We start from the raw sequence: 13,825 nt of genomic DNA, 5'->3' as shown, positions 1-13,825 counted from the left end.
CCCGACAAAGCACTACTAGGCTTTGAGCTCATCACCGCAGAGGTGTCGCCACGCGCGGGACCAGATCGCGCCGCGGTCGGCCGCCGGAGCGGTCCAGGTGGTGGACCGGGTGGTGCCGCGGTCCCGGTAGCGCCGCATGATCTCGACGTGGTCCGGGCGACCGACGAACCGGTACATCGCCTTCTCGTCGAGCCAGACCGACACCGATCCGCAGCGGCCCTGCCACGGCTCTGTCCACAGCCACATGCCCACCGCGCCGGGCAGTTGTGGCCAGGCGCGTCGTAACCGGGTGCCGGCCAGGTAGATGCCGGGCAGGTCGCGCCGGTGGGTGGCACGGAAGTCGGTCACGCTGATCAGCACCGGGCCGGTCGTGTCGGCATCCGGTCCGGGAGTCCATCGCGTTCTCAGCAAAGCCAGCCCCAATCTAAGTACGAACGATCGTGCGTGAAATAGACAGTAGCAGCACGTGCGATAGGGTTGGACGAACGATCGTGCAGAAAGGGTGAGGATGGCGGGACGGCCACGGGACGAAGCGGCGCGGCAGACGATCCTGCGCCGGGCGGCGGACATCGCCTCCGAGAGGGGGCTGGAGGGTCTGTCGATCGGAGGGCTCGCCACTGATCTCGGCGTGAGCAAGAGCGGCCTGTTCGGCTTCTTCGGTTCCAAGGAAGAGCTGCAACTCGCCACGATCCGCCGGGCGCGGGATGTCTACCTCGACGAGGTCGTCCGGCCCGCGCTGGCCGTGCGCCCTGGCCTGGAACGAGTGCGGGCGCTGTGCGAGCACTGGCTGAACTACTCGCAGCGGCGGGTGTTCCCAGGCGGGTGCTTCTTCTTCGCGGTCACCGCCGAGTTCGACGCCCGCCCCGGCCGGGTGCGCGACGCTGTGGCCGTCGCCGGCCTCGAATGGCGCCGCCTGGTCGCGCGCGCCGTCGAGGACGCCCGCCAGCTCGGCGATCTGGACGTCGACGCGGACGCAGATCAGCTCGCGTTCGAGCTGATCGCCTTCCTGGAGACCGCGAACGCCTTCTCGGTGCTGCACGACGACCTGGCGGAGCCGTACGAACGGTGCCGGACCGCGATCCGCGCTCGCCTGGCCACGGCCTGAGGCAGCCCGTCCGTCACGGCTTGACGGTGAGCGCGGTGGCGACGTTGAGCACGACGACGACCGTGAAGGCCACCGCCCAGGCCGGGTGACCCAGGTCGGCCAGAGCTGCCACCGCGGTGGCGAAGATCAGTGCCTTGACCGCCAGGACACCGCTGGTGGGCAACGTGATCCACGCCCGCGGGGCGGCGAAGGCACCCCACGCCAGGGCGGCGGCCAGTGGAGCGCCGAGGCCCAGCGCGATCGAGGCGAGGACACCGTCGCCACGAGCGAAACCCCACCAGCCGCGCACCGCCAGCATGATCAGTTCGAGGACGAACGCGATCACGTCGTTCACGCCCGCCAGGAGTCGCGCGGCGCTCATCGTGCCGGTCCGCGCATGGTCAGTGGGCACGGCGGCATCACGACACCAATCTGCTCGTACGAACGTTCGTGCGGAAAATCTACCATGATCGACGGGGTGTGCCCGCGTTCACAGTGGTTTCAGTGTGGACCAAATCCAATTCGCCTCGTCGCGCACCCATCGCGGACTTTCGTCACCTCGAACCACCGCCGGGAGGAGCCTCGGCACCAAGTGTTCATGTGGAGTTGGATCTGTTGTAGAACAACGGCTATCGTGTCGACATCTTCGTCGGCTTTGTGGTTCTCCAGCCGCTATGACGGCCGTCACCTGTCAGCGATTTGTCAGCGCCGGTTCCTAACTTGTCGGCGCGGGTCGTGTGGCCCGCTCCGATCATGGAATTGGGGAGCTGCCGTGTTTCTCAACGCTGCCAAGAAGATCGCCATCTCCATCGCCGCCGTCGCGGGTGCGAGCGTCCTTCTCGCCACGCCCGCCTCGGCCGCCCAGCAGTGCGGCGACCTGCAAGGCCCGGAAGGCGGCACGCTGCCCCTGTGCAAGTCCTGGGTGTGGGACGGCAACGACTACGACGGCAAGTGGTGGACCAATGGGCCGTCGTCGCTGCCTTCGCACACCTACCTGCAGCGCCGGGAGGACGGAGTCGTGAAGAACTCGTCCTTCTCCGGTAGCTACAGCGACGTCAGCAAGATCGCGTTCCGCCTCTGCGACAGCACCACCAGCCGCTGCTCCGGCTGGTGGTGAGCAACCAGTAGTCGAACTGTCGGCAGCCGAACTCGGGGGATCACGTGCGCAGACGCAAGGCCGGACTTTTTGGCTTCTTCCTGTTGCCCAGCGGTTTCGTGAAGACCGTCGCAGGTGGACTCGCGGTCGTCATGGTGCTGACCGCGACCGGTGACTCGGCGGGGAACTGGCTGGGCGACCGGGGCTCGTACGCGTGGCTGCACGGACCCGGGCAGGTCTGGGGCGAGGCGGCCGGTGCGGGAACGCATTTCGAGGGCAGACCGGAGAACCGGACGTTGCCCGCGAGCACGCGAGGCCGTTATCCGAAGCAGGTCTGGGACCAGAAGGCCGACAACACGGTCACCGAGGCCGAGCCACCGCCGGCGGCCGAGGTCAAGGGGTTCGACGAGAAGACCAGCACCGAACAGGCCGCCAAGCGCACGGACCACGAGCGGGTCTACACCAACACCGACGGCACCGAGACCACCGAGTTCTCGACCTCGAAACTCAACTACCGCGGCAAGGACGGCGCCTGGACGCCGATCGACCCGACCCTGGTGGACGATCAGGGCAAAGGATGGCGAAACGCCGCCGACGAGGTGGGCATCAGCTTCGCCAAGCAGGCCGACGCCGCCGATCTGGTCACGCTGACCGTCGATGAGAACCACTCGGTGTCGTACACCCTGGCCGGCGCCGCGGCTTCCACGCCCAAGGTCGACGGCGCCACCATCACGTATCCCGCCGTCAGGTCCAAGGTGGACCTCAAGCTCGAGTCACGGCCGGGCGGGGTCAAGGAAACCCTCGTGCTGTCCGGGCCGGACGCGCCGACGAGTTTCACCTTTCCCCTGCGGCTCAAGGGACTGACGCCGCGGATCAGCGACGGCCAGGTCGTGTTCATCGACGAGAAGGGCGCGACCCGTGCGGTCATCCCGCCCGGCGACATGGTGGACGCCAAGGGCGTTGTGTCGAAGGGCGTGGCCTACCGGCTGGCCGGCGGTGCGCTCGAACTGACGGTGGACGCCGGCTGGTTGACCGAACCGGGCAGGGCGTTCCCGGTCGCGGTCGATCCGACCGTGCAGCTGCCGGTCAACAGCGGCTCGGCGGACGCGAGCATGACGGCGGGTTCTGCCGGCTCCGGCGAGCTCGCGGTCGGGTCGAACGCCAACGCCTACATCAAGTTCGGCGACCTGGTGAACCGGCTGCAGTTCCACACGATCTTCGGTGCCCAGCTGTGGATGGTGAACTTCGAGGCCGAGTCCTGCGCCCCGCGCCCGGTCAGCGTCCACCCGGTCACCGAGAACTGGTCCTCCGGCTCCGGAACCTATCCCGGGCCCGCCGTCGGCGGCGCGCTGGCCAGCAAGTCCTTCGCGCACGGCTACATCGCGTTCGGGGAGTCGTCCTCGGCCTGCCCTCGCGCGGGTGAGCTGTTCAACCTCGGTGGAGCCGGCCGGGATCTGGTGCAGCGCTGGGTGAACGGCGAACAGCCCAACTACGGTCTGTCGATCCGCGGGTCGGGCGCCAAGAAGTTCACCGACCGCGGCACCGCGAACCCGCCGAAGCTCTACGTCACGCACAGCCCGTACAACGCGACCTACAAGCTGACCGATCCACGGCCGAACCCGCCTGTGCTGCAGAACCAGGACGGCAAGGTCAAGATCCAGGTCACCAACAAAAGCGCGTCCGCGTGGGCTCCTGGCGACTACTACCTGGCCTACCGCGCGTACAAGGCCGACGGCAGTGCCTTCGGCCAGCAGCGTGCGGCGAACCTCACCACGACCGTGCAGCGCAACGGGAAAGTCACGCTCGACGCCACCATCAAGGCGATGCCGCCCGGCAAGTACTTCCTCGACTTCACTATGGTCAGGACCGGTGGCACGGTCTTCACCGACCACCAGGTCCCACCCGGCCGGATCATCCTGCAGGTCTTCGACATCCCGCCGGTGCTGCAGGAACTGTTCCCGCCCAACGGGTACCAGGCGCCGACGCTGACGCCGCAGCTGTGGGCGCGAGCGCTGGACGTCGACGCGCCGCCCAGCGTGAACCTGCAGTTCAAGTTCGAGATCTGCGAACGCGACGCGGCCGGCAAGCCGATCAACTGCACGAACTCCGGGTACGGGACGAAAACGGCGTGGACGGTCCCGGCCGGCACGCTGAGCTGGAGCAAGGCGTATCTGTGGCGTGCGTTCGTGAAGGACGCCACGACCGAGGTGCCCTCGCAGTACTCGACGCTGCTCACGAACGTGCCGCAGCCGGAGATCACCGCGCGGGTGTCGTCGTCGCCGGGCGGTCTGCAGGAGCGGGACTTCGACCCGCAGACCGGCAACTTCACCACGTCCGCGGTCGACGCGGCCGCCACCACGGCCGGACCGGCGCTGTCCGTGACGAGGACCTACAACAGCATCGACTCACGTCGTGACGGCATGTTCGGCGCCGGCTGGACGAGTGTGTTCGACATGAAGGTCGTGCCGGACGACGACGGCTCCGGCAGCGTGGTCGTCACGTATGCCGACGGGCAGACCGTCCGATTCGGACGCAACGCCAACGGGACCTACGTGCCACCGACCGGCCGGACGGTGTCGCTGACGCAGGACAGCTCGTCCTGGAAGCTGCTGGACCAGTCCGGCACGACCTACCAGTTCGCGCTGACCGGCAAGCTCTCGAAGATCACCGACGTGTCCAACCGGTCGATCGTGCTGACCTACCAGGACGGCAAGCTCCGCAAGGCGCAGGTGGCCAACAGCCAGACCAACACCGCCGGGCGGTCGCTGACGTTCACCTGGACCGGCAACCACGTGACCAAGCTCGACACGGACCCGGTCGGTGGAGCCGCGTTGAGCTGGAACTACAGCTACACCGGCGACCTGCTCACCAAGGTGTGCGGGCCGACGCCCGGCTGCACGAACTACGAGCACAGCGCCGGTTCGCACTATCGCAGCGCCGTGCTCGACTCGCGGCCCGAGTCGTACTGGCGGCTGGGAGAGGACGAGGGCACCACGGCCGCGAGCGAGGTCGCGACCAACCTGGGCAAGGACAGCGGCACGTACAGGAACGTCACGCCCAACGCGGCCGGCGCACTCGCCGGCACGACCGACACCGCCGCGTCGTTCAACGGCACGTCGTCCACTGTGGACCTGCCCAAGGGAACGGTGAAGAAGAGCCGTGACGGTGCGGTCGAACTGTGGTTCCGCAACTCCCTCACCGGCTCGGGCGGCCCGCTGATCGGCTACCAGGACAAGGCCCTGGGCTCGGCGAGCACCACCGGCGTCCCGGTGCTCTACGTCGGCACCGACGGCAAGCTGCGCGGCCAGTTCGGCACCGGGTCGGTCAACCCGATCACCTCGCCGGGCCAGGTGAACGAGGGCCGGTGGCACCACGTCGTGCTGTCGTCGATGGGTTCCACCCAGACGCTCTACCTGGACGGCGTGAAGATCGGTGAGCTGACCGGCAAGACGATCGACCACAGCCTGCTGACGTTCAACCAGATCGGTGCCGCCTACGCGAGCACGCCCGGCTCCTGGCCGGCGTGGGGCACGACCGCCCAGAAGTCGTACAACGGCATGATCGACGACGTCGCCCTCTACTCCGGCCCGCTCGGCGCGGCGTCGGTCGCGGCCCACTACCAGGCCGCGATCACGCAGGCGGACCTGATGAGCAAGGTCACGCTGCCCAGCGGCCGGGTCGACTCCATCGCCACGTACGACGTGGGCCGTGACCGCGTCAAGCAGTACACCGACGGCAACGGCGGTGTGTGGAAGGTCGGCGCGCCAACGGTGTACGGCGGCGACACGGACCTTCGCCGCAGCATCGAGGTGCTCGACCCCGGCAACCGCACCAGCCTCTACGAGTTCGACGCGCTCAGCGGTCAGTTGCTGCGCCTCGGCATGCCGCTCGGCATGGAGACCCGGTCGGAGGACAAACCGGGTGAGCCGGCCGAGACGCCGCCGGATCCCGTGCGGCAGTGCACCCAGCCCGACCCGAACGACCCCGCGTTCTGCACCGTCATCCCGGACGACTCCGGCGGACCGGTGTTCGTCCGCTACGGCGTGGACGGGTTGAGCATCCGCACCTTCGAGTACAACGACGACGGCGTGCTGACCACGGTCCGGGACGAGAACGGCAACCCGACCACGATGACGTACGACGCCCGCGGCAACGTCACCTCGACGAAGACGTGCCGCGACACCAGCGCGAACCAGTGCAACACGTCGTACAAGTCCTACCCCGCAACGGTCACGAACCTCTACGACCCGCGCAACAACCTGCCGACCGAGAGCAGGGACGCGCGCTCGGCGAGCGCGACGGACAACACCTACCGGATCCAGTACGCGTACCACCCGAGCGGTCAGCTGGCGACGCAGACGTCTCCTGACGGCACGCAGACGTCGTACAGGTACACGACCGGAGGCGAAGGGGCGGTCGGCGGCGGTACGCAGCCCGCAGGCCTCGTCGACTCGATGACGAACGCGCGGGGCAAGATCACCAAGTACGCGTACTACGCCAACGGTGACCTGGCGAAGGTCACCGAGCCGTCCGGCCGGTCGACCGAGTACACCTACGACGCGCTCGGCCGGATGATCAGCAAGAAGGACGTGTCGGACAGCTTCACCGCCGGCGTGGTGACCACGTACACCTACGACGGCATGTCCAGGCTGCGCACCACCACGCTGCCGGTGACGACCAACGCGGTCACGAACGTCAAGCATCAGAAGCGGATCACCAACACCTACGACTCGGACGGCAACGTCACGGCGGTCGAGGTCGCCGACGCGCTCGGCAACGACCCCGCCCGCATCACCTCGTCGACTCTCGACGAACACGGCCGCACGATCACGACGACCGACCCAGAAGGCGCCCAGACCTGGTTCGACCACGACGCCTTCGGCAACGTCACGTCCACCACGGACCCCAACGGCAACAGGTACGACTTCGCCTACACCGGCCGCAACACGCTCGCCGAGGTCCGGCTGCGCGACTGGCGCAGCGACCCGGCGGGCGCTCCGGCGACCACGGGGGACTACCTCGTTCTCCAGGCGTACAGCTACGACTTCGCCGGACGACTCGCCAGCCGGACCGACGCGATGGGGCGGCGGATCGAGTACACGTACTTCGACGACGGCCTGCTGGCCAAGGCGGTGCTCAAGAGGTTCCGCAACCCCGACGGCACCACGCGCGACTACGTGCTGGAGGACAACACCTACGACGGCGACGGAAACCCGACGCGTCAGGTGACCGCCAACGGCAAGACGGTCAAAACCAGCACCTACGACAAGCTGGGCAGGGTCGCGACCTCGACCGCAGATCCGGCCGGCCTGATGCGCGGCACGGCGTTCACCTATGACAGCAACGGAAACGTCAAGACCGTCACCACCACCGGGAAGCCGTCGAACGTTCCCTGGGTCACCGGCAACAGCCAGGAACAGGTGACCTACGACTACGACGACGCCGACAACGTCACCCAGGAGACCATCTCCAACGGCACCGTCTCCCGGGTCACCAGGACGCGCTACGACCAGCGCGGCCTGGCGACGTCCACCATCGACCCCCGCGGCAACGCCGCCGGCGCCGACCCGAACGCGTTCACCGCGCGGCTGACCTACGACGAGATCGGCCAGTTGGTCACCTCGGCCGCGGCGCCGTTGTCGGCGGAAAGCGGCGGTGCGGCCGCGAGCACGGTCACGCCGACCGCGACGACCGGCTACAACACGTTCGGTGAGCTCGTCGATCACCGGGACGAGCTCGGCAACGTCTCCCGCACGGCCTACGACCGCAACGGCCGGGTGACCAGCTCGGCCAGGCCGCCATACCAGGCACCCGGTGCCGCGCAGGCCGTCACCCCGACGACCTTCACCAAGTACGACGGCAACAGCAACGTGGTGGAGGTCAAGGACCCGCGCGGCAACATCACGCGGACCACCTACGACCAGCTCAACCGGGTCGCGAAGGTCGACGCGCCCGCGTCGACCAACGACGAGCGCGCCATCACGACGTTCGGCTACACCCGCACCGGCCGGGTCCTGTCCACTGTGGACCCGACCGGGATCCGGACCGAGGCCACCTTCGACGACCTCGACCGCCAGGTGACGACCACCTCGATCGAACGCGTCCCCGCGGCGGGAGCGTTCACCAGCAAGGTGGTCTACGACGACGCGAGCAACGTGGTCAGCGCGATCACTCCCAAGCAGGCCACGACGACCAACACCTACGACGCGCTCAACCAGCTGACCAAGTCCGTCGACCCGAACGGCGTGCAGGTCCAGTACGGCTACGACTTCGTCGGGCACACCGTCCGCGCTGCCGACGCGCAGGGCCGCACCTCGCAGGCGATCTACGACCCGTTCGGCCAGAAGATCGCCGACAACGTCCTGAAGGCCGACGGTTCGACCCTGCGCAGCACGACGTACGGCTACGACCTGGCCGGAAACCTGATCACGGTCACGGATCCGAACCAGACCGTGCGCACCTACACCTACAACTCGGCCAACCAGCTGATCAGCCAGGTGGAGCCGGTGGCGGACAACAAGTCCATCACCAGCTCGTACGGCGTGGACGCGGCCGGCCATCGGACCCGCTACACCGACGGCCGCGGCAACTCCACGATCACCACCTACAACGGCCTCGGTCTGCCCGAGTCCACGATCGACCCGCCGACGACCGCGCACCCCGCCGCCGCGGACCGGACGTGGACGACCGGCTACGACGAGAACGGCAACGCGGTGCAGATGACCGCGCCGGGCGGCGTCGTCACCAGGCGGGACCACGACGCGGCGAACCGGCCCAAGTCGGAGACCGGCACGGGTGCGGAGGCGCAGACCACGACGACCACCTACAGCTACGACCTGTCCAACAGGTTGCGCTCGGTCAGTGCGGTCGGCGGCACCAACACCTACCTCTACGACGACCGGGGCAACCTGTTCACCACGGCGGGTCCGGGCGGTGTCGCCGAGTTCCGCTACGACGAGGAAGGCAGCGTCGTCAGCCGCAAGGACGCCGCCGGGACCGCGGCCTTCGGCTACGACAAGGGCCGCCTCGACACCGTGGCCGACGGCCTCACCGGCACGAGCCAGAAGTTCGGCTACGACAACACCGGGGCGATCAAGACGATCGACTTCGGCGCCGGCCGCAAGCGGACCCTCGGCTACGACGACTTCGCCCGGCTGAGCTCGGACGTCGTCACGAACTCCGCCAACGCCACCGTCGCCTCGACGACGTACGGGTACAACCCCACCGACACCCTCGCCAGCCGGACCACGACAGGTGTGGCCGGTGCCGGCACCACGACCTACGACTACGACAAGGGCTACCGGCTCAAGAGCAGCACGTCCGGTGGCGTGACCACCGGTTACGAGTGGGACGACGCGGGCAACCGCACCAAGATCGGCTCGAAGCAGTCCACCTTCGACGAACGGAACCGGCTGCTGTCCGACGGCGACAGCACCTACACGTACACGCCACGAGGAACGCTGCGGTCGAAGACGACCGGTTCGCAGACCCAGCAGTTCGGTTTCGACGCGCTCGACCGGATGATCACCGCCGGGGCGCGGACCTACGCCTACGACGGTCTCGACCGGGTCGCGACCCGCGACGGCACGACGTTCACCTACGCGGGCCAGAACGACGAGATCGTCTCGGACGGGAGCGAGAAGTACGCCCGCGGGCCGAGTGACGAACTGGTGGCGACCGGCAGGGGCGACACCAAGCGACTGTCCCTTTCGGACGCACACGGCGATGTCGTCGGCGGCTTCGACCCGGCGGACACCACGCTGGGCGCGTTGCCGGACTCGACCACGTACGACCCGTTCGGCAAGGTGATCGCGAAGGCGGGGAACACCGGCGCGCTGGGCTTCCAGGGCGACTGGACCGATCAGTCGACCGGCCAGGTCGACATGGGCGCACGCTGGTACGACCCGTCCACCGGCGGATTCGTCTCCCGGGACGACGTGGACACCAGCGGCGGCTCGGCGGTGAACGCCAACCGTTACGGCTACGGCGCGGGGAACCCGGTGTCCAACACCGACCCGACCGGCCACTACTGCCAGGCGGGCAAGGGATACACCGTGTGCGCTCCGCGCGTGCCCGTGCACATCACGCCGCCGAAGATCTCGTGGTGGTCGCGGATCGGCAAGGGCGCCAAGTGGGGACTGGGCCGGATCTCGATTCCGGCGTGGTTCGCGTGGCAGGTGCTCAAGCCGACCCAGATGCCCTACGACGGGTGCGAGCACTGGTCCGGTGGGCTGAGCTGCGGTGACTACTACAAGTACAGCCACAATCCGCAGTCGGTGCGCGACCAGTTCTGCGACACGCACGCGTGGACGAAGCAATGTGGTGGTGGCGGCGCGTCCCCGTGGGAGTTGGCGAACGAACCCGACACCGACGAGGACGTCGACGGTGATGGTGACGTCGACACGCAGGACGACGCCGCGGCCCGCGCCGAGGCCGCCCGGATCGCCGCGTATCTCCGGGCGAAGGCGATCTCGGACAAGGCGCGCGCGGACAACGCCGCCGCGGCCAAGAACACGCCGATCGCGGTGAGCGCTGGCGCGACCAAGCCGATTCTCCTGCCGGGTGACCAGGTGTCCTCGACGCCTGACGCACCGGCCGGACACGTTGGTGCGCAACGGGATGTCGTCGACGACGCACGAGCCGACGCGAATGACATCTACCAGCGCGCGGTGCAGGTGGCCGGCCAGATCATGCACAACGTGTCGTCCGCGTCGCGGGCCGTCGTGGTCACGATCAACACCTCCGACGAGCGGCACCGGTTGATCCCCGACCAGCGGCAACGGCAGAAGCGCGACTGCCGCCAGTCGTTGCCGACGCCGAACTACATGCCGGTGGACTCGGCGCACGGCAACCGGGCGACCGGCGTCGAGGCGTGCATCACCGACCTGTCCGAACGCAACGAGGCCGTGCGCGGTCCCGGTTACGAGTGGACGCAGAAGCACGTCGCTCTGAACTACGGCGTGGAAGCGAGCAAGACCATTAACTCGTGTCACCTCCTTGCCGCCGTGCTCGGCGGTGACGGGAGCAGGTACGAGAACGTGGCGACCTGCAGCCGTGCCGCGAACACCTACGTCAGAGGTGCCGGCCGGGTCGGTGACAACATGCGCCGGTTCGAGGCGAGCGCGGCGGACGCCGTCAGGGGTGGTCAAGTCGTCTACTACAAGGTGATTCCCCAGTATGCGGGCGACCGCACGGTCCCGGTGTCGTTCGAGATGACCGCCGAGGGCTTCTACAAGGACGGTCGCCCAGGCGGCATCAACAAGCACGAGGTCGTGCCCAACTTCCTCTACAACCCACGAGGTCACCGGGGCAACACCCCCGGCATGACCAACCTCGGGCTGCTGCAGGACCTCGACGGAAGACCCGCGCCGACGGGTTTCACAAAGTGAAGAGAGTGAATCCGTGTTGAGAACACTGAGAGCCACCCTGGCGGCCGTCCTGGTCGCGACGGTGTTGCCCCTCGCCGGGACGCAGGCAGCGCACGCCGACGCGGCGGGCAAGGGCGGCGACTACGTCCCGGTCCCGTCGTCACCGGTGGTGCTGAACACCCTGACCGGTGTCGGTGCGACCGGGGAACGCGGCGAGGCCAGCACGACCACGTTCACGGTCACCGGGGGAGCGGTGCCCACGACCGGCGTCGGCTCGGTGGTGCTGCGCATCGGGCTGCTCAAGCCGACCGAGGCGACGTGGGCCGTGGCGTGGCCGGCCGGCCAGACCCGGCCGGGCACCACGATGATCTCGGCGGGCGTGGGTGAGCAGATCTCCAACACCGCCGTGGTCGAGGTCGGCGCGCAGGGCAAGGTGTCGATCTACAACGCGTCCGGCAAGACCCACATGGTCGCCGAGGTCCAGGGCTACTTCACCAGTGCCCAGGGTGCGACCGGCGGCGGCTTCGTCCCGGTGAACCACACCAGGGTGGTCGACACCCGCAACGGCACCGGCACCACGACCGGCACCATCCCGGCCGGCGGCAGCCGCACGGTGACGCTGACCGGCGGCGTGATCCCGGCCGGTGCCGCCGCGGCGAAGGTGAACCTGCTGGTGCCGGGCGCGCCCGCGGACGGCTACCTCGCCGCCGGGCCCGGGACCTCGGTCAACCGCACGGTGTTCAACTTCGAGGCGGGATCGACCCAGTCCGGTGCGGTGCTCGCCCTGTCGACCGACGGCAAGGCGACCATTCGCAACAACGGCCCGGACGCGATCAACCTGGTCGTCACCGCCGAGGGCTACTTCGGCAAGGTGTCCAACCAGGGCGCGGGATGGCGTGAGCTGACCAAGCGCCTGATCAACACCAGGACGGCGGGCAACGGCGCGCCGCTCGCGGCGAACGCCACGGTCGACGTCCAGGTCGGCGGGATCACCGGGATGGCCACGCAGGGCGTCGCGGGCGCGGCCGTCAACCTGATCGTCACCCCGGAGGCCGCCGGCTACCTCAAGGCGTGGCCGGTGGGGCAGACCGAACCCGCGGTGTCCGTGATGGACTTCAAGGCGGACGTCTGGCGCGGCAACATGATCGTGCTCAAGCCGGGCACCGACGGCAAGATCCGCATCCGCAACGGCAGTTCGAAGCCCGCGCACGTGATCGTGGACCTGCAGGGCTGGTTCGCCGACCCGGCACCGGCCGTGCCGATCGAGCAGGACTCCAAGATGTCCATGACGATGGCCGCTCCGGTGGGCGAGGCACCCGCGGGCATCCTGCACCACACCTACGTGGACGACGGCGGCGACATCCGCTGGGGCAAGCAGACCCAGGTGGACGTCGAAGGTTCCGTCACGTGGACGGTGCTGTCCGAAGGGCAGTCCTTCACCGGCCAGCCGGCCATCACCCAGCTGTCCAGCGGGCAGATGCGGATCTTCGCCCTGCGGCCCAACGGTGCCGTGTGGTCGCGCACGCAGACCGGTCTGGACACCCCGAGCTGGGACCCGTGGGCGGACCTGGGCGGTTCCATGGCCGCACCGCCGGAGGTCGCCAAGCTCGGCGGCGGTACGGTCGTGCTGTTCGCTTCCGACAGCGAGGGCAAGCTGTGGGCGTACGCGCAGACCGGCTCCGTTCCGTTCTGGCGCGGCCTGGGTGACCAGGACCTCGTGCCCGGCACGGTCCGTGCCGTCGAGGTGCAGGGCGGCGTGCGGATCTTCGGTGTCAACGGCGCCGGTGCGGTGAAGACGATGCAGTACTACGACGACGGTGGCCTGTCCGGCTGGACCGACCTCGGTGGTCAGGGGCTCAACGGCAAGCCCGCCGTGGTGTTGCGGCCCGGTTTCGTGCCGCAGCTGTTCGTACGTGGTGCCGACGGCCTGGTTCAGACGAAGCTGCAGGACCAGAGCGGTGCGTGGCCGACCGAGTGGCAGGCGATCAACGCCGGTCTCACCGCGGGCGCGCCCGCGGCCGTGAAGGACCCTGGCTCGAGCCGGATCGCCGTGGCGTACCGGGGAACCGACAACGAGATCTACCGGTTCTACGAGACCACGACCGGCAGCAACACGTGGGGCGACCGGGAACTGATCGCCGGTACCGGCAACACCGACCCCGCGTCGAGCGATCCGACCACGATGACCTTCCTCAACTCCAACGGTCAGACCATCATGTTCGGCTTCATCACCATCAACGGCGTTCCGCGCTTCTACTCCCGGAAGTGACCAGCTGA

6 protein-coding genes are annotated in these 13,825 nt (G+C 68.5%); 4 read left to right on the top strand and 2 right to left on the bottom strand.

Features of this window, described 5'->3' with window-relative positions; genetic code table 11:
- Window positions 1-15 precede the first annotated feature (15 nt).
- Window positions 16-411, bottom strand: coding sequence for a hypothetical protein (locus B0F77_RS22605; RefSeq protein ID WP_211293936.1), 396 nt, complete (start codon window positions 409-411; stop codon window positions 16-18).
- Window positions 412-508: 97 nt separating this feature from the next.
- Between B0F77_RS22605 and B0F77_RS22600 the strand changes: the two genes are divergently transcribed.
- Window positions 509-1,105 carry a TetR/AcrR family transcriptional regulator gene (locus B0F77_RS22600; RefSeq protein WP_086664953.1) on the top strand — a complete coding sequence of 199 codons (597 nt, stop codon included), beginning with the start codon at window positions 509-511 and terminating at the stop codon, window positions 1,103-1,105.
- A 13-nt stretch (window positions 1,106-1,118) separates the two neighbouring features.
- On the opposite strand, the gene B0F77_RS22595 is transcribed toward B0F77_RS22600, so the two are convergent.
- Window positions 1,119-1,496 (bottom strand): YrdB family protein, encoded by a 378-nt coding sequence (locus B0F77_RS22595; protein WP_211293935.1) that lies wholly within the window; start codon window positions 1,494-1,496, stop codon window positions 1,119-1,121.
- A gap of 360 nt (window positions 1,497-1,856) precedes the next feature.
- On the opposite strand from B0F77_RS22595, the gene B0F77_RS22590 reads away from it, so the two are divergent.
- From B0F77_RS22590 to B0F77_RS22580, 3 genes are read left to right on the top strand one after another with little or no spacing between them, the layout of a single operon-like run.
- Complete coding sequence (locus B0F77_RS22590; protein WP_245848546.1) at window positions 1,857-2,201, top strand: hypothetical protein; 345 nt, start codon at window positions 1,857-1,859, stop codon at window positions 2,199-2,201.
- A gap of 44 nt (window positions 2,202-2,245) precedes the next feature.
- Window positions 2,246-11,569, top strand: a complete 9,324-nt coding sequence (locus B0F77_RS22585; RefSeq protein ID WP_086664951.1) for an RHS repeat-associated core domain-containing protein — start codon at window positions 2,246-2,248, stop codon at window positions 11,567-11,569.
- 13 nt (window positions 11,570-11,582) lie between these two features.
- Entirely contained in the window at window positions 11,583-13,817 is a 2,235-nt protein-coding gene (locus tag B0F77_RS22580; RefSeq protein ID WP_086664950.1) for a DUF8189 domain-containing protein, read from the top strand.
- The last annotated feature ends 8 nt before the right edge of the window (window positions 13,818-13,825 follow it).

This window comes from Lentzea kentuckyensis, from assembly GCF_002150765.1.
GTDB lineage: Bacteria > Actinomycetota > Actinomycetes > Mycobacteriales > Pseudonocardiaceae > Lentzea > Lentzea kentuckyensis.
Note: the sequence above shows the minus strand (reverse complement) of the source record. Positions and strands in the feature narration are given on the sequence as shown.